Source organism: Actinomycetospora soli, from assembly GCF_021026295.1.
In the GTDB taxonomy this organism is placed as follows: Bacteria; Actinomycetota; Actinomycetes; order Mycobacteriales; family Pseudonocardiaceae; genus Actinomycetospora; species Actinomycetospora soli.
Window position 1 is genome coordinate 36,160 of the sequence record NZ_JAJNDA010000001.1, and the last position, 16,779, is coordinate 52,938.

Consider the following 16,779-nt stretch of genomic DNA (forward strand, 5'->3'; position numbering starts at 1 on the left):
TCTTCTCCCCGGAACGCTAGGGCGGTTAGCGTCGTGACGTCAAGCACACCCAGGAGGTGTACATGGGCATCCTTCGCCTCGCCCACGTCGACGTCCGGACCCCCGACCTCGACCTCTCGACGGCCTACTACACCGAGGTCATGGGCCTGCAGCAGGTCATGCGCACCGAGGACGCGGTGTACCTCAAGTGCTGGGACGAGGAGGACCACCACTCCCTGCGGATGCGCTACAACCCGCGCACCGGCCTCGACTCCTTCACCTTCCGCGTGGAGGCCGAGGACGACCTCGCCGACTTCGAGAACAAGGTCGAGGCCTACGGCTGCCCGACCTCGCGGGTCAGCCGCGGCGAGGCGGTCGGCCAGGGCGAGTCGCTGCGCTTCGAGGTCCCGAGCGGCCAGATCATGGAACTGGTCTGGGACATCGAGAAGACCGGCAACCTGCTCGGGAAGCACAACCCGGCCCCGACGCCGCCGCCCGACCTGCCCGGCATCGCGCCCCCGCGCATGGACCACATGCTGGTCAACGCCGAGGAGGTCGCCGAGGCCGCCACCTTCTTCATCGACGTGCTCGGCCTGCGGATGACCGAGCAGGTGCTCGACGGCAACGGCCACCAGCTCGGCGTCTGGCTCGCCGGGCGCACCAACTCCCCGCACGACATCGCGATCGTCAACGGTCCCAACGGCGCCCTGCACCACTGGGCCTACTGGCTCGACGACTGGGACCACATCCGCAAGGCCGCCGACACGCTCGCCTACAACGGCGTGCAGATCGACCAGGGCCCGACGCGGCACGGCGTGACCCGCGGCAACACCATCTACTTCTTCGACCCGTTGGGGATCCGGAACGAGGTCTTCACCGGCGGCTACTGGGTCGACCCCGACACCGAGATCCTCACGTGGACCGAGGACAACTTCGGCAAGGGCCTCTTCTACTACGAGAACGTCGTCAGCCAGCGCTTCCTGCGCATGCACACGTGAGGGGTCCGATGCCGAACAACTCCACGTCCGACCGCATCCTGCGGCTGCAGCACGTCGAGATCCGCGTCCCGGACCTCGAGCTCGCCGCGGCGTACTACACCGAGGTGCTCGGGCTGATCGAGACCGCGCGCGACGAACGCGACGGCGCCGAGCGCGTCTTCCTGAAGTGCTGGGACGAGCGCGAGCACCACTCGGTGATCCTGCGCTCCGCACCCACGCACGGCCTGGACCACATGTCGTTCAAGCTGCACGCCCCGGAGGACCTCGACCACTTCACGACGAGGCTCGAGGCGGCCGGCGTGGCCGTGAAGCGGTTCGCCGCGCGGGAGCTCGGCCCCGGCTGGGGCGAGGCGATCCGCTTCGAGGCGCCGTCCGGGCACCTCGTCGAGCTGACCCACGGCACCGAGCGCATCGGGAACATGCTCCCGATGCAGAACCCGCCGCCCCGACCGCAGGACCTGGTCGGCATCGCCCCGCCGCGGCTGGACCACGTCTTCGTCATGGCCGAGGACGTCGAGGCGTTCACCGCGTTCTTCACCGAGCTGCTCGAGTTCCGCCTCACCGAGCAGATCCTCGCCAACGACGGGCACCAGCTCGCCACGTTCCTCGAGCACTCGCACACCCCGCACGACATCGCGGTGATCACCGGCCCGAACGGCGCGCTGCACCACTTCGCGTTCTGGATGGACGACTGGAACGGCATCCGCGAGGCCGCCGACACGCTCGCCTACCACGGGGTCCCGATCGACGTGGCCCCCACGCGCCACGGCGTGACCCGCGGCTACACCACCTACTTCTTCGACCCCGCCGGCAACCGCAACGAGCTGTTCACCGGCGGCTACTGGGTGGACCCGGACTTCGAGCCGATCACCTGGACCGAGGAGGAGATGGGGCGGGCGATCTTCTACTACCACCGCCAGGTCAACGAGCGCTTCTTCACGGTGCACTCCTGATGGCCCGCGACCCGCGGTCGGTGGACCGTTACGAGACCCCGGACTACCTGTCGCGGTACCGGTCCCGGCGGCGGACGCCGGACACCGAGGCACCCGCGGAGGAGGGCGTCCCGCTCTACCTGCGCCGCTTCCGGGAACGGACCACGGCCTCGTCGGGCACCGAGACCAGCGTCTCCCACGACGGCGAGCGCTTCACCCCGGCCCTCGCCGAGGCCAGTCGCGGCAAGGAGATCGCCGCGCCGGTCGAGCGCCGGGCGTCGGAGAAGATCGTCTGCGAGATCTCGATCATCCGGCACGGCATCACCCAGGGGTACTCGACCGACGCCGGCCTCACGCCGATGGGCGCGTGGCAGGCGCACCGCCGCGGCCACGAGCTCGCGCGGCGCTGGTCCGACGGGGACCGGGTGCTCCTCGTCTGCGCCGACACCAACCGCGCCCGGCAGACCGCCGACCAGCTCTTCCGCGGCGCCAAGGACGGCCTGTCGATGTGGGGCATCGACGCGGAGATCACCGACAAGGAGCCGATCCCGGAGCTGCGCAACTTCGGGGTGTGGACCCCGGACGGGCTCCGCGACGTGACCTCGGCGTTCCGGCAGTACCAGGCGACGAACGAGACGCTGGAGCGGCTCGCGGTCGGCGACCGGCCGCGCTGGCTCGTCGAGATCGACCGGTTCTACCGGACCCAGCTGGGCGGGGCCGACCCGATCCAGGAGTGGCTCACGATCCCGATGATGTACTTCGAGCCGCCCGCCATGTGCGTGCGGCGGTTCTGGCGGGGCTTCCACCGCCTCATGCACGAACAGCCCGACCACCAGCGGATCCTCGCGGCCACGCACTCCGGCCCGATGCGGGCCTTCGCCACCTGGGCGCACGGCTACGACCCCGGCGAGCCCCTCAACACCGAGGAGATCCGGATCAAGATGCGGGAGGGCGGGCGCACCGCGTTCGTCTCCTACCGCAACCGGGTCACCGAGGTGAACGTGCCGCCGCCCGACGAGTTCCCGGACTGGGAGGCGTGATGACCGTCCTGCCCTTCACGCCGCCCGTGCTGCCCGACGAGGCCGAGGACTCGCCCCTGCGGTCGGTGTCCACCGCCGTCGCGGTCCTCGACTGCTTCACCGACTCCCCCGAGCTCGGCGCCACGAAGGTCGCGGCCCGCCTCGGGATCGCGAAGTCGACCGCCTGCCGGATGCTCGCCGCGCTCGCGGCGGGCGGCCTGCTGGAGAAGGCCGGGTCGGGGCGCTACCGGCTCGGCCTGCGGCTCTTCGAGTACGGCCAGCTCGCGGTCGACCGGCTGCTGCTGCGCGAGGTGGCGATGCCGGTGCTCGGTGAGCTGCGGGAGACGGTCCGCGAGACCGTGCAGCTCGGCGTCGCGGTGGGCACCGACGTGCTCTACCTCGAGCGGCTGGAGACCGAGGGCGCCGGCCTGCGGTTCCGCACCGACTACCACCGCAACCCGGCGCACTCGTCGTCGATCGGGCGGGTCCTCGCGGCGTCCGACCCGTCGCTGACGATGGCGATCCTCGAGCGGGGCCTGGAGCGCCGGACCCCGTTCACGGTCGTCGACCCGCGCCGCTGGCGGCAGACGCTCGTCCAGACCCGCGAGCAGGGCTACGCGACGTGTCGGGACGAGTACGACCAGGGCTGGTCGTCCATCGCGGCGCCGATCCTCACCGGGGCCTCCGGCCGGCGCCGGGCCGTCGCGGCGGTGTCGGTCGTGGGCTCGACGTCGCGGGTGCTCGGTCCGCGCAAGCCCGCCCTGGTGCAGGGCGTGCGCCGCGCGGCCGAGCGGATCACGGTCGCGCTGGAGCGGGCGACGTCCTAGGGCCCGAGTGCAAGCAATGCGTCACCGCTTGCACTGGACGCCAGAGAAGCCACATCGTCAGGTCGCGGCCGACGATGTGGCTTTTCCCGTCACCGGGTGCAAGCAGTGACGCATTGCTGGCACTCAGGGCACCGCCACACCGATCAGGCAGTCCCGGGTGACGAGGTCCAGCTGCTGGTCCTCCGAGAGGTCCGCGGCCCCGGCCGGGGCCATCGGGACGACCATGTACCGGGCCTCGGCACTGGCGTCCCACACCCGCACCTCGGTCGCGTCGGGCAGCGTCGTCCCGAACTCCGCGAGCACCCCCCGGGGGTCGCGCACCACCCGGGAGCGGTAGGCCTCGGACTTGTACCAGGCGGGCGGCGGGCCCAGCCACGCCAGCGGGTAGCAGGAGCACAGGGTGCAGACGACGACGTTGTGCACCTCGGGGGTGTTCGCCACCGCGTGCAGCCGGATGTCCGAGGAGTAGCCGCCGCCGGAGACCCCGAGCTCGGCGGCCGCCGCACCGGCGTCGTCGAGCAGCCGCTCGCGGTAGGCGTCGTCGTTCCAGGCCCGGACGACCATGAGCGCCCCGTTGAGCGGCGACACCGACGACCCGAGCAGCTCGATCCGCCGGTCGATCTCCTCGCGGTCGACGATGCCGCGCTCCTCGGCGAGCGCCAGCAGCACGTTCACCCGCGCCTGCAGCTCACCGTTGCGATGGTGGCCGGACCCGCTCATGCACGCTCCAGGTAGGTCTCGAACAGGTCGACGTGCACGCGGTCGTTCGGCCCGGCGTCGGGGCCCCACAGCTCGGTCCCGGCGAACGCCACCGTCCAGCTCTCCTCGCGCCGCGCGTCCGCGCCGACGGCCGCGGCCTCGTCGGGGAAGCGCCCGTCCCCCACCGCCCGCACCACGACCCCGGTGCGCCCGCGCACGTACGACGGCGCCCGGTTGTGCCCCGGCGGGTTCAGCACGCGCACCCGGACGCGGTCGCCGACCCCGACGGCGGGTCGAGCTCCGCTGCGCTCCGTCTCCCTCACGGCAGCAGCCGTTCCACCGCGTACAGCCAGCGCTCGTAGTAGGGCATCGCGTAGTACTCGGCGGGCGGGATCCGCTCCATGGTGTGCCGGAACTCGTCGAGCGTGTAGACGCCCGCCGCCACGCACGCCTGGTTCAGGGCGAACACCTGCGCCTCCCACACCGACTCGAAGCCGTGCCCTTCCTCGGGCAGGTCCCCGAACCCGTGCATGCCACCGACGTCGTTCGCGTACGCCATCCCTCGAGTCTCGTGAGGGGAACCCTCGCACCACAAGAGCGCTCGCATCCTCCCCTCACGATCGCAAGCCGCGGGCTGATCCACCAATCAGGACTTGCGATAGCGGCAAGGACACCCGTAGCGTGCCGACCGATGAGCGACGACGAGGTCCGGCACCGGGTCCGCGCGGCCGTCGACGCCGCGGGTTCCCGACGACGGGTCGCAGCGGCGGTCGGGCTCGACGAGACCAAGCTGTCGAAGGCCCTCGCCGGCCGGCGCCGGTTCACCCCCGACGAGCTCGACCGGATCGCCGCGCACACCGGCGTCGACCTCACCTGGCTGCTCCGCGGTGCGGGCTCCTCCCCCGTCACCGCCGCGTCCGACCTCATCGCCGTCCGCAGCGAGCCCGACGACGCGCGCAAGCGCATCCTCGACGCCGCCTGGACCCTCATCGCCACCCGCGGGTACCACCGCGTGCGCATCGCCGACGTCGCCGGGGCGGCCGGCACCAGCAGCGCCGCGGTGCACTACCACTACGCGGACAAGGACGCCCTGCTCGACGAGGCCCTGCGGCACAACGTCGAGCTCGCCCACGACCGGCAGGCCGCCGCCCTCGCCGCGATCGACGACCCCGTCGAGCGGCTGGAGAGGCTGCTCGACCTCCAGATGCCCGACGGCCCGGTCCTCGAGCCGGAGTGGTCGATCTGGATGCAGGTGTGGGTGGAGGCCGTCACGGCGTCCCGCCACCGCGACCTGTACGCCCGCGCCCAGGACCGCTGGTTCCGCACCGTCCGCCTGACCCTCGAGGCCGGCGCCGAGACCGGCGTGTTCACACCCGGCGACCAGGAGCTGCGGGCCCGCCAGCTCACCGCGCTCGTCGACGGGTTGGGCGTCGGCGTCATGACCGGCGCCTCGACCCCCGCGCAGATGCGGGCCGCGCTGCACGACTTCACCACGTCCGTCGTCCGGAAGGACCCCGCATGAGCCGCCCCGTCAACCGCCGCGTGGTGATCACGGCCGCCCTCACCGGCGCCGCCGACTCGCCCGCCAAGAGCCCGCACGTCCCGGTCACCCCGCAGCAGATCGCCGACGACGCGATCGCCGCTGCCCGCGCGGGTGCAGCGGTCGTCCACGTGCACGTCCGGCACCCCGAGACCGGCATCCGCTCCCGCGACGTCGCGCTCTACCGCGAGGCCGCCGGGCTGATCCGGGCGAGCGACGTCGACGTCGTCCTCAACCTCACCGCCGGCATGGGCGGCGACCTCGTCGTCGACGCCGAGGACCCGCTCAAGCCCGTCGACGGCACCGACCTCGTCAGCCAGCGCGACCGGATGCCCCACGTCGAGGAGCTCCTCCCCGACATCGCGACCCTCGACTGCGGCTCGTACAACTTCGGCGACGGCCAGGCCCTCTACGTCTCGACGACCGCCATGCTGCGCGAGGGCGCGAAGCGGTTCCAGGAGCTCGGCGTGAAGCCCGAGCTGGAGGTGTTCGACTCGGGCCAGCTCTGGTTCGCCACGGTCCTGCGCGAGGAGGGCCTGATCGACGCGCCCGGGCTGTTCCAGCTCTGCATGGGCGTGCCCTACGGCGCCCCGGCCGACCCCGGCCTGCTGATGGCGATGGTCAACCAGCTGCCCGCCGACGCCGAGTTCACCTCGTTCGCCCTCGGACGCGACCAGCTGCCGTGGGTCGCGCAGTCGGTGCTGCTCGGCGGGCACGCCCGCGTCGGGCTGGAGGACAACCTCTACCTCTCCCGCGGGGTCAAGGCGACGAACGCCCAGCTCGTGGAGCAAGCGGTCACCATCATCGAGTCGCTCGGATCGGCCGTCGCGACGCCCGACGAGGCCCGCGAGATCTTCGGGCTGCAGCGGTGATCGCCTGCATCGGCGCCGGGGTCATCGGCGGCGGCTGGGCGGCCTACTTCCTCGCCCGTGGCCACGACGTCGTCGCCTGGGACCCGGCGCCCGACGCCGACGCGCGGCTGCGCACGGTCGTCGAGGCGGCCCGCCCCGCGCTGAACGCGGTGGGTCTTCCCGACGACGCGTGGGGCACGTTGACGGTCGCGGGCTCGCTCGCCGAGGCCGTGCGGGACGCGGAGTTCGTGCAGGAGTCGGCGCCCGAGGACCTCGAGCTGAAGCGGTCGCTGCTGGCCGACCTCGCCGCGGCGACCGGGCCGGAGACGATCGTCGCGTCGTCGACCTCCGGGTTCCCGATGACCGACATGGCGGTTCGCGCCGCGGACCCGTCGCGGCTCGTCGTCGGGCACCCGTTCAACCCGCCGTACCTGATCCCGCTGGTCGAGGTGGTCGGCGGCGAGGCGACCGCTCCGGCCGTCGTGCAGCGGGCCGCGGAGTTCTACCGCGGGCTCGGCAAGTCGGTGATCGAGATGGACCGGGAGGTGCCGGGCTTCGTCGCGAACCGGCTGCAGGAGGCGCTCTGGCGGGAGGCGCTGCACATGGTGGCGAACGGGGAGGCCACCGTGGAGCAGATCGACGCGTCCATCACCGAGGGCCCGGGCCTGCGCTGGCCGGTGCACGGGCCGTGCCGGACGTTCCACCTGGCCGGGGGCGAGGGCGGGATGGCGCACATGCTCGACCACTTCGGGCCGTCGCTGCAGGCCCCCTGGACGCGGTTGGACGCCCCGGAGCTGACACCGGAGCTGCGCGACGCGATGGTGGCGGGGACGGCGACCGACCGGTCGTTCGCATCGTTGGTCGCCGAGCGCGACCGGGCGGTCATCGCGATCCGCCGGGCCGTGGAGGACGCACGGTCCTGACGCGCGGACTCCGGCGCCGCCCACGCCGGCATGTGTGCGCCACGCGCAGCAGCGCGCACCGGGCAGACTCGACGAGGTGTCCACCACCCGCCTCCGTGTCGCCGTCGCCCTCGTCCGCGAGACCGGACAGGGCCCCGAGGTGCTCGTCTTCGACCACCGTGACCACCCGGACGCCGGCGTGCAGCTCCCGGGCGGTGGGGTCGATCCGGGCGAGACGATCGAGGCGGCGGCGCGGCGGGAGGTCCGCGAGGAGACCGGGCTGACCGCCGTCACGGTCGGCGCTCCGATCTCCGTGCACCACCGTCCGACCGCCGCGGGCACCCCGCAGCACACCGTCCTGGTGCGCGCGACGACGACCGAACCCCGGGACCACTGGACGTACACCGTCGAGGGCGAGGGCGACGACCGCGGCCTGGTGTACCTGTGCCGGTTCCTCGCGCTGCCCGCCCAGGTGGGCTTCCACCACGTCCCCCGTGCCGCACACGCGAACGACGCGGTGTCTCGCGGGCGGTCCCGTTCCTAGCGTCGGGGCCATGCAGCGCAGCGGAGAGCGGATCCTCACCACCCACGTCGGCAGCCTCGCGCGCCCGGAGGCGCTGCTCGACACGATGCGGGAGAAGGAGCACGGCCGCCCGTACGACGAGGCCGGGTTCGCCAAGCAGGTCACCGAGGCCGTGCGCGACGTCGTCGCGAAGCAGGCCGAGGTGGGCCTCGACGTCGTCACCGACGGCGAGATGGGCAAGGTCAGCTTCGCGACCTACATCCAGGACCGCCTCGAGGGCTTCTCCCCGTCGTCCGGGGAGAAGCTGCTCCCGCCGTCGTGGCGCCTCGAGCTCGACGCCTTCCCCGAGTACTACGAGCAGTACATGGGGAAGTACACGAAGACCGTGGCGCCGATGGTCACGGTCGCCTGTGTCGGGCCGGTCTCCTACTCCGGGCACGACCAGCTGCGGACCGACATCGACAACCTGAAGGCCGCGCTCGTCGGGGTCGACGCCACCGAGGCGTTCATGCCGTCGACGTCGCCGCGGGGCTTCGGGCGCAACGAGTACTACGCGACCGACACCGAGTACTACACCGCCGTCGCCGAGGCGCTGCGCGAGGAGTACCTGGCCATCGTCGACGCCGGGTTCCTGCTCCAGATCGACGACCCCTGGCTGATCGAGATCCTCTCCGACCCGCAGCTCACGCCCGAGGAGCGGCAGCGCACCGCGGCCGAGCACGCCGAGATCGTCAACCACGCCCTGCGCGACATCCCGACCGAGCGGATCCGCCTCCACACCTGCTACGGCCTCAACCACGGGCCGCGGATCCACGACATCACGATGGCCGAGGTCGCCGGGCCGATGCTGGCGATCCGGGCCGGGGCGTACTCGTTCGAGGTCGCGAACCCGCGGCACATGCACGAGTGGACGATCTGGCAGGACGCCGGGCTGCAACGTCGGCTCGGGGACGCGGTCCTCGTCCCGGGGCTCCTCGGACACGCGCAGAACTACGTCGAGCACCCCGACCTCGTCGCCGAGATGCTGCGCCACTACGTCGACGCCGTCGGGCGCGAGCAGGTCATCGCCGGCGCCGACTGCGGGTTCTCCTCGCGCGCGAGCTACCAGCCCGAGGTGCACCCGACCGTCGTGTGGGAGAAGTTCCGCGCGCTGCGGGCGGGCGCGGACCTCGTCTAGGGCCGCTCGCCCGCCCACGCCCGGCCCAGCAGCGCCCGCAGCCCGTCGTAGGTGAGCTCGGCGGGGTTCGGGTACGGGGTCCCGACGGCGATCCCGGCCGCCCGGTCGAGGTCGGCCCCGTCCATCCCGAGCTCGCGCAGGGAGGTGGGGCCACCCGCCGTCGTGACGAGGTCGAACACGCCGCGGGGCGCGTCGTCCACCCCGAGGGCGTCGGCGAGCCGGCGCATCGCCTCCGGCGCGGCCGCGGCGTTGTAGGCCATGGCGTGCGGGAGGACGACGGTGTGCGTCGGGGCGTGCGGGAGGTCGAACGAGCCGCCGAGCGTGTGGCAGAGCTTGTGGTGCAGCGCCATGCCCACCGAGCCGAGGCACGTACCGGCCAGCCAGGCGCCCATCAGCAGGTCGTCGCGGGCGGAGTCCCCGCCGTCGAGACCCCGCAGACCGGCGGCCAGGCGCCGGGTCGCGTCGAGGGCCAGCAGGTCGACGACGGGGTTCGCCTGCGGCGAGTACACCGCCTCGACGGCGTGGGCGAGGGCGTTGACGGCACTGGTGACCGTGACGTCGTGGGGCAGCGACCGGGAGAGCTCGACGTCGTAGATCACGGTCTCCGGGAGGATGTCCGGCGACGTGCGGGTGGTCTTGCGGCCGTCGGCGGTCTCCCCGAGGACGGGCGTGACCTCGGACCCGGAGTACGTCGTCGGCACGATGACCTGGTCGGCCCCGGTGCGGGACGCCAGCGCCTTGGCCAGGCCCGTCGCCGAGCCGCCGCCGACGGCGACGACGCAGTCGGCGTCCGCGTCGCGGAGCACGGCGAGCGCGCGCTCGGTCACCTCCACCGGCGTGTGCATCGCGGCGCCCTCGAAGCGCGCCACGGCGCGCGGGCCGAGCACCGCTTCCACGCGCTCCGCGTGCCGGCGGCCGGACAGGACCAGGACCCGCGACCGACCGAGCCGGTCGACCTCGTCGGCGAGCCGGTCGAGCGTGCCGGCGCCGAACACGACGCGCGCGGGCTGGGCGGTGTAGACGAACACGTCTCCTTCTACCGCAATGGTCAAGGGTTCAACCGAGGCGGGACGGGCACCCGCCGCGCATGCATCCGCTCTCCCGCCCCCTGATCGTCGGCGTCACCGGGATCGTCGGCCACGCCCTCGCCGAGCGCCTCACCGTCCGCGGGGGGCACGTGCTCGGGCTGTCGCGGCGGTCGTCGTCGACGGTCGCCGAGGTCGAGGGCCTCCACGCCGACCTCACCGACCCCACCGCCCTGCGGGAGGTGATCGCCGGCACCCGGCCGACCTCGGTGTTCCTCACCGCGTGGGCGCGCCAGGACAGCGAGGAGGAGAACATCCGGGTCAACGGCGGGATGGTGCGCGACGTGCTCGCGGCCGCGGGCGCCGAGGGCACGGTCCAGCACGTCGCGCTGATGACGGGCCTCAAGCACTACCTCGGGCCGTTCGAGGCGTACGGCCAGGGGACGCTGCCGGAGACGCCGTTCGTGGAGACCGAGCCGCGTCTCGACGCGCCGAACTTCTACTACGCCCAGGAGGACGAGCTGTTCGCCGCCGCGCGCGAGCACCGCTTCTCGTGGAGCGTGCACCGGGCGCACACGGTGGTCGGCTACGCGGTGGGCAACGCCATGAACATCGCGTCCACGCTCGCCGCCTACGCCGCGCTGTGCCGGGAGACCGGGCGGCCGTTCACCTTCCCCGGCTCGCAGCAGCAGTGGGACGGGCTCACCGACATGACCGACGCCGGGCAGGCCGCCGAGCACATGATCTGGGCGACCGGGTCGCCGTCGGCGCACGACCAGGCACTGAACGTGGTGAACGGCGACGTCTTCCGCTGGCGCTGGATGTGGCCGCGGCTCGCCGAGCTGCTCGGGGTGGAGGCGCAGGGGTTCGACGGCACCGTGCGCCCGCTCGAGGAGCAGACGGCCGGCGCGGCGGACGTGTGGGCGCGGATCGCCGAGCGCGAGCACCTGGTGGAGACCGACCTCGACCGGGTCGCCTCGTTCTGGCACACCGACGGCGACCTGGGCCGTGACATCGAGTGCCTCACCGACATGTCCCGGTCGCGCCTCGCCGGGTTCCCCGGCTACGTCCGCACCCTCGACGCCTTCGCCGCCGTGTTCGACCGGCTCGCCGCCGACCGCATCGTCCCGCACGTCCGGACGTGACCTCCGCCCGCGCAGGTGCGGGAGGACCCGGCGTCGGGAACAGAGCGGCATGAGCTGGAGCCGGAAGAACCTCGAGGGTGTCGAGACGCTCGCACCCGCGGCGAGCGTGTACCTGACCCCGGAGCGGCTGGAGCTGCAGCGGGTCGCGCGCACGTTCGCGATGGAGGAGGTGCTGCCGGTCGCCGACGAGCTCGACCCGCAGCGCGCCGAGATCCCCGACGAGCTGATGGCGCGGCTCGCCGAGCTCGGCTACTTCGGCGTGATGATCGACCGCGAGCACGGCGGGCTCGGGCTGGGCGTGCTCGAGTACGCGCTGATCTGCGAGGAGCTCGCGCGGGCGTGGATGAGCGTCGCGAGCATCATCGCCCGCGGCAACGGCACCGGCTGCGCCGGACGGCCGGACCTGCTCGAGCGTTCCGCCCGCGGTGAGTGGATCGGGGGGATCGCGTTCTCCGAGCCGTCGGCCGGCTCCGACCTCGCGAACGTCGGGTGCCACGCCGAGCGCGACGGCGAGGAGTGGGTGATCAGCGGGACGAAGCGTTGGGTCGGGCACGCGAAGCGGGCCGACTTCCTGCACCTGCTCGCGCGCACCCGCGAGCCGCGCGAAGGCCGTGGACGCTCCGACGGACTGGAGCTGTTCCTCGTGGAGAAGGCGCGCGGGGAGTTCCCGGAGGGCGTCACCGGCACCCCGATCGACAAGATCGGCTACTACGGCCTGACGACGTGGGAGCTGCAGCTCGACGGGCTCCGCCTCCCCGCCGACGCGCTGCAGGACACCGGGCAGGACGAGGGCCAGGGGTTCAAGGAGTCGCTGCGCTGGCTCGGGCCGGCCCGGGTGCAGACGGCCGCGCGGGCGGTCGGGCTCGCGCGCGGCGCCGTCGAGGACGCGATCGCCTACGTGAAGCAGCGCGTGCAGTTCGGGCACCCGATCGGCGACCAGCAGGTCATCCGGCACGCGCTGGCGGACCTCTCCGCCGACGTCGAGGCCGCCCGGCAGCTCTACCTGCACGCAGCGTGGCTCGTGGACTCGGGTGCGCCGGCGGACGTCGAGACCTCGCAGGCCAAGCTCGTCGCGTCCGAGACCGCGGAGCGCGTGACCTCGCGGGCCCTGCAGATCTTCGGCGGCAACGGCTACACCACCGAGTACTCCGCCGAGCGGTACTGGCGCGACGCCCGCCTCACGACGATCTTCGAGGGCACGTCGGAGATCCAGCGCAAGATCGTGTCGGACGCGCTGCTCGCCGACTGACCGAAGGGCACCTTCGCGCGAATAGGCGGGCCATGGGCGCCCCTGGCCGGCCGCGGGCACACATGGCCGTGGGCGCCCACGGGCGGGTAGATCGACCGAAGGTGCCCTTCGCTCAGAATGGGGAGCGTGCGCCCGCCGGAGTCTCTGCCGCCCCGCTTCGGGCTCGACCCGGCGCGCATGCGGCTGCCGGTGTCGGACGAGTGGGCGACGATCCGCGACCACGTGGTGACGCGGGTGCCGCTGCCGGCCGCGCAGGTCGACGCCATGTTCGACGCCGGGCGCTTCCACGACGCCGAGGGCCCGCTGCCGGCCGACGCGCCGTACGTCAGCGGCGGGTCGATCTGGTTCCACCGGGACCTTCCCGACGAGGCCCCGGTGCCGTTCGGCATCGACGTCGCGTTCTCCGACGACCGCGTCCTCGTCGCCGACAAGCCGCACTTCCTCGCGACGATCCCCCGCGGGAAGCACGTGCGGGAGACGGCGCTGGTCCGGCTGCGCGACGAGCTCGGCCTGCCCGACCTCTCCCCCGCCCACCGGCTCGACCGGGTCACCGCGGGGCTCGTGCTGTTCGTGATCCGGCGCGCGGACCGCGGGACGTTCCAGAACCTGTTCCGCGACCGGCGGGTGGCCAAGACCTACGAGGCGGTCACGCGGTACGACCCGGCGCTCCCGACGACGCAGGTGGTGCGCTCGCGGATCGTCAAGGAGCGCGGGACCGTCACGGCCCGCGAGGTGGACGGCGAACCGAACGCCGAGACGCTCGTGGAGCTGGTCGGGCACCGCGACGACCCGGTGCTCGGGCCGGTCGCGCGGTACCGGCTGACCCCGCGCACGGGGCGGACCCACCAGCTGCGCCTGCACCTCTGCTCGCTCGGGATCCCGATCCTGGGCGACCCGTTCTACCCCGACCTCCGGGACGTCCCGCTGGACGACCTCCGCACGCCCCTGCAGCTGCTGGCGCGGACGCTGAGCTGGCCGGACCCCACGTCGGGCGAGCCCGTCACGGTGCACTCGCGGCGGACCCTGCAGGCGTGGGACGACCCGGCCGGCTGGCTCGCCGGCCCCGCAGGCACCCCCTGACGCCGCGTTCGCGGCGGCCGGACGTGCCCGATGTGCACCTCGGGAGCCGCAGCGGGTACCTCGCCCCGGTGCCCGACCCCCTGATCGTCTCCGCCGTCCTCGTCCCCGACGCCCAGGCCGACCTGGACGCCCAGCGCCGACGCTGGTTCCCGGCGGACCGCCTGCACGTCGGCGCGCACATCACGCTGTTCCACGCCCTGCCCGGGGAGCGTCTCGACGAGGTCCGGACCCAGCTCGCCCGGCTCACGCGCGGCGATCGGCCGGCGATCCACGTGGGCGAGCCGTTCAAGCTGGGCCGCGGGGTCGGTCTGCGGCTGCAGTCCTCGGAGCTCGAGGGCATCCGCGGGGCGATCGCGAAGCGCTTCGAGGACGACCTGTCCGACCAGGACGCCCGCCGCTGGCGCCCGCACGTGACGATCCAGAACAAGGTGACGCCCGAGGAGGCCCGCCGCACCCTCGAGACCGTCCGGGAAACGCACGTCCCGTACGACACCGAGGTCGAGGCCCTCGCCCTGTGGCACTACCGTGGCGGCCCGTGGGAGGCGGCGGGGGACTACGCATTCGACCGGTCCGGCTGACGAGGCGGGGCGGGCCGGTCCGGTGAACCCGATCGTCGCGGCCCCGATGGCCGGCGGGCCGTCCACGCCGGCGCTGGTGGCGGCCGTCGCGCGGGCCGGCGGCTTCGGCTACCTCGCCGGGGGCTACCTGACCGCCGACGCCCTCGCCGCCCAGCTCGCGGAGCTGCGCCAGCGCTCGGACCGGCCGTTCGGGGTCAACCTGTTCCTGCCCGACCCGAGCCCGCGCGCCCGTCGTCGGGACCGGGCCGTGGCGTCCTACGGTCGGCGCATCGCCGCCGAGGCCCGCGCGGTGCTCGTCGAGCTCGGCGACCCGCACCCCGCGGCCGATCCCGACGACGGGTCGGGCCTGGACGCGAAGATTCGGGTGCTCGCGGCGGACCCGCCCGACACGATCAGCGTCACCTTCGCGCTCCCCGACCCCGACCGCCTCGCCGCGCTGCGGGCGACCGGCGCGCGGCTGCTGGCCACCGTGACGAGCCCCGAGGAGGCCCGGGCGGCCGCGGACGCGGGGTTCGACGGCCTCGTCGTCCAGGGCACCGACGCGGGCGGGCACCGCGGGACGCACGCGGTCGCGGCCGAGCCGAACGACGTCGACACCCTCGACCTGGTCCGCGCCATCCGGCCGCGGACCGCCCTGCCGCTGGTCGCCGCGGGCGGGATCGCGGACGCCGCCGGGGTCCGGCGGGCGCTCGACGCCGGCGCGGAGCAGGTCCAGCTCGGCACCGCGTTCCTGCGCACCGAGGAGGCCGGGACCTCCGCGACCCACCGCGAGGCCCTCGCGGACCCCGCCTTCTCCGGCACCACGGTCACGCGGGCCTTCACGGGCCGCGCCGCGCGGGCACTGACGAACCGCTTCGCCGTCGAGCACGGTCCGGTCGCGCCGGCCGCCTACCCGGAGCTGCACCACCTGACGCGGCCGATCCGCGTCGCCGCCGCGAAGGCGGGCGACGCCGAGCGGCTGCACCTGTGGGCCGGCGTGCACTTCCGCCGCGCGACCGCAGGACCTGCCGCCGAGGTGGTGCGCGGCCTGCTCTGATCGGACGCGTCCCTCCTCGGTCGTTCGGGTACCACGGCCCGCCGAACGGGAGGAGGACCCATGTCCGACGGTGCCGAACCCACCGACACCAGTACGACCGGCCGCGCGGGCCACCGGCTCGCGGGCGCCGTGAAGAAGGCGGCCGGAGCGGTCACGGGCAACGACACGCTGCGCGCCGAGGGCGAGCTGCAGACCGAGCGCGCCGACGCCGAGAAGGAGGCCGAGCGCGCCGAGGCCCAGGCCCGGCAGAAGCGCGAGGAGGCCGAGGCCGAGGCCCGCGCGGAGGAACTGCGCGTGGAGCGCGAGCGCCTGGCCGCCGAGGACGCCCGCGGCGAGCGCGAGGAGCGGGCCGAGGCCGAGCGCCGCGCCCGCGAGGAGCGCATCGAGGCCGAGACCGCACAGCGCGAGCAGGTGGTCTCGCAGACCGCGCAGGCCCAGGAGCGGGCGGCGCAGCGCGACGAGGCGGCGGCCGTGCGCGAGCGCGGCGAGGCGGAGACACGCGTGCGCGACGAGGAGCAGCGGGCCGAGCAGGCCCGCCGCTCCGCGCGCACGCTCGAGGCGGTCGAACAGGTCGAGGAGGACCGATGAGCAACCCGGTGTCGGCGGTGGCGGGACCCGTGATCTCGCTGGGGTTCGGCGTGGTGCGCCTGCCGGTGGGGCTCCTGGCCCAGGTCACCGGCAACGGCGGCAACAAGGAGTGGGGCCCGTCGCTGGCCGTCGACGCCGTCGAGGGCGGCGTGCGGCAGGTGCTGGGGTCGCTGCTGCGCGACCCGGACCTGGCGCGCCAGGGAGACGTCACCGACGCCCGGGTGCAGCAGCGCACCGAGGCCGCGGAACGCGACCAGGCGGCGCAGGCCCGGCGCGAGGTGGCCGACGACCGGCTCGAGCAGCGCCGCGAGCGCGACCAGGAGGCCCGCCGCAGGGCCCGCGAGGCCGAGCAGCAGCAGCATCGTCGCCTCGAGCAGGAGAAGGAGCAGCGCGCGCAGCAGGAACGCGAGCGCGAGCAGCAGCGCAAGCAGGCCGCCCGCCGCGACGAGCAGCGTGCGCAGGAGATCGCCGACGACCACGCCCAGGAGGCCCGTCGCACCCGGGTCGAGGCGGAGTCGCAGGCCGTCGAGGCCGAGCGGGAGGCCGCGGCCGCGAAGGCCGAGGCGCTCGACGTCGCCGAGGCGAAGCGGTCGGCGAAGAACGCCCGCAAGCGGTGACCCACGCCGTGGGG

General features: G+C 73.8%; 20 protein-coding genes. 16 read left to right on the plus strand and 4 right to left on the minus strand.

Annotation, left to right across the window (positions count from 1 at the left end; genetic code table 11):
* Positions 1-62: 62 nt before the first annotated feature.
* From LN037_RS00225 to LN037_RS00240, 4 genes are read left to right on the plus strand one after another with little or no spacing between them, the layout of a single operon-like run.
* Positions 63-977, plus strand: coding sequence for a catechol 2,3-dioxygenase (locus tag LN037_RS00225; protein WP_230748707.1), 915 nt, complete (start codon positions 63-65; stop codon positions 975-977).
* Positions 978-985: 8 nt separating this feature from the next.
* Complete coding sequence (locus tag LN037_RS00230) at positions 986-1,930, plus strand: catechol 2,3-dioxygenase (protein WP_230748709.1); 945 nt, start codon at positions 986-988, stop codon at positions 1,928-1,930.
* Positions 1,930-2,949 (plus strand): histidine phosphatase family protein, encoded by a 1,020-nt coding sequence (locus LN037_RS00235; protein ID WP_230748710.1) that lies wholly within the window; start codon positions 1,930-1,932, stop codon positions 2,947-2,949. The genes LN037_RS00230 and LN037_RS00235 overlap by 1 nt, the downstream gene beginning before the upstream one ends.
* The gene (locus tag LN037_RS00240; protein ID WP_230748712.1) at positions 2,949-3,755 is read left to right on the plus strand and encodes an IclR family transcriptional regulator; all 807 of its coding nucleotides are present in this window, start codon (positions 2,949-2,951) and stop codon (positions 3,753-3,755) included. Before LN037_RS00235 ends, LN037_RS00240 begins: the two co-directional genes overlap by 1 nt.
* A 123-nt stretch (positions 3,756-3,878) precedes the next feature.
* On the opposite strand, the gene LN037_RS00245 is transcribed toward LN037_RS00240, so the two are convergent.
* The 3 genes from LN037_RS00245 to LN037_RS32095 are packed head-to-tail and all read right to left on the minus strand — an operon-like array spanning position 3,879 to position 5,013.
* Entirely contained in the window at positions 3,879-4,475 is a 597-nt protein-coding gene (locus tag LN037_RS00245) for a nitrile hydratase subunit alpha (RefSeq protein ID WP_230748714.1), read from the minus strand.
* Complete coding sequence (locus LN037_RS00250; protein ID WP_308286082.1) at positions 4,472-4,777, minus strand: SH3-like domain-containing protein; 306 nt, start codon at positions 4,775-4,777, stop codon at positions 4,472-4,474. The genes LN037_RS00245 and LN037_RS00250 overlap by 4 nt, the downstream gene beginning before the upstream one ends.
* Positions 4,774-5,013, minus strand: a complete 240-nt coding sequence (locus LN037_RS32095; RefSeq protein WP_255692620.1) for an SH3-like domain-containing protein — start codon at positions 5,011-5,013, stop codon at positions 4,774-4,776. The genes LN037_RS00250 and LN037_RS32095 overlap by 4 nt, the downstream gene beginning before the upstream one ends.
* 132 nt (positions 5,014-5,145) lie before the next feature.
* Here LN037_RS32095 and LN037_RS00255 point away from each other — a divergent pair, with 132 nt between their 5' ends.
* The 5 genes from LN037_RS00255 (at position 5,146) to LN037_RS00275 (ending at position 9,447) form a co-directional block, all read left to right on the plus strand.
* Positions 5,146-5,976, plus strand: coding sequence for a TetR/AcrR family transcriptional regulator (locus tag LN037_RS00255; RefSeq protein WP_230748716.1), 831 nt, complete (start codon positions 5,146-5,148; stop codon positions 5,974-5,976).
* On the plus strand, positions 5,973-6,866 hold the full coding sequence (locus LN037_RS00260; RefSeq protein WP_230748718.1) for a beta-keto acid cleavage family enzyme: 894 nt from the start codon (positions 5,973-5,975) through the stop codon (positions 6,864-6,866). Before LN037_RS00255 ends, LN037_RS00260 begins: the two co-directional genes overlap by 4 nt.
* Entirely contained in the window at positions 6,863-7,768 is a 906-nt protein-coding gene (locus LN037_RS00265) for a 3-hydroxyacyl-CoA dehydrogenase NAD-binding domain-containing protein (protein ID WP_230748720.1), read from the plus strand. The genes LN037_RS00260 and LN037_RS00265 overlap by 4 nt, the downstream gene beginning before the upstream one ends.
* Before the next feature lie 76 nt (positions 7,769-7,844).
* A complete protein-coding gene (locus LN037_RS00270) occupies positions 7,845-8,291 on the plus strand; it encodes an NUDIX domain-containing protein (RefSeq protein ID WP_230748722.1) in 447 nt (148 codons plus the stop codon).
* A gap of 10 nt (positions 8,292-8,301) precedes the next feature.
* Entirely contained in the window at positions 8,302-9,447 is a 1,146-nt protein-coding gene (locus LN037_RS00275) for a cobalamin-independent methionine synthase II family protein (protein WP_230748724.1), read from the plus strand.
* Here LN037_RS00275 and LN037_RS00280 read toward each other — a convergent pair.
* Positions 9,444-10,475, minus strand: a complete 1,032-nt coding sequence (locus LN037_RS00280) for a maleylacetate reductase (RefSeq protein ID WP_230748726.1) — start codon at positions 10,473-10,475, stop codon at positions 9,444-9,446. The genes LN037_RS00275 and LN037_RS00280 overlap by 4 nt on opposite strands.
* A gap of 59 nt (positions 10,476-10,534) precedes the next feature.
* Between LN037_RS00280 and LN037_RS00285 the strand changes: the two genes are divergently transcribed.
* From LN037_RS00285 to LN037_RS00315, 7 genes are all read left to right on the plus strand, one after another.
* Positions 10,535-11,617, plus strand: a complete 1,083-nt coding sequence (locus LN037_RS00285) for an SDR family oxidoreductase (protein WP_230748727.1) — start codon at positions 10,535-10,537, stop codon at positions 11,615-11,617.
* A 49-nt stretch (positions 11,618-11,666) separates the two neighbouring features.
* The gene (locus LN037_RS00290) at positions 11,667-12,866 is read left to right on the plus strand and encodes an acyl-CoA dehydrogenase family protein (protein WP_230748729.1); all 1,200 of its coding nucleotides are present in this window, start codon (positions 11,667-11,669) and stop codon (positions 12,864-12,866) included.
* Positions 12,867-12,983: 117 nt separating this feature from the next.
* Positions 12,984-13,946, plus strand: coding sequence for a pseudouridine synthase (locus tag LN037_RS00295; protein ID WP_230748731.1), 963 nt, complete (start codon positions 12,984-12,986; stop codon positions 13,944-13,946).
* A 32-nt stretch (positions 13,947-13,978) separates the two neighbouring features.
* Positions 13,979-14,524 carry a 2'-5' RNA ligase family protein gene (locus LN037_RS00300; RefSeq protein ID WP_230748733.1) on the plus strand — a complete coding sequence of 182 codons (546 nt, stop codon included), beginning with the start codon at positions 13,979-13,981 and terminating at the stop codon, positions 14,522-14,524.
* 22 nt (positions 14,525-14,546) lie between these two features.
* Entirely contained in the window at positions 14,547-15,560 is a 1,014-nt protein-coding gene (locus tag LN037_RS00305; RefSeq protein WP_230748735.1) for a nitronate monooxygenase, read from the plus strand.
* Between the two features lie 60 nt (positions 15,561-15,620).
* Complete coding sequence (locus LN037_RS00310) at positions 15,621-16,148, plus strand: hypothetical protein (RefSeq protein ID WP_230748737.1); 528 nt, start codon at positions 15,621-15,623, stop codon at positions 16,146-16,148.
* Positions 16,145-16,765 carry a hypothetical protein gene (locus tag LN037_RS00315; protein ID WP_230748739.1) on the plus strand — a complete coding sequence of 207 codons (621 nt, stop codon included), beginning with the start codon at positions 16,145-16,147 and terminating at the stop codon, positions 16,763-16,765. Before LN037_RS00310 ends, LN037_RS00315 begins: the two co-directional genes overlap by 4 nt.
* Positions 16,766-16,779: the final 14 nt, after the last annotated feature.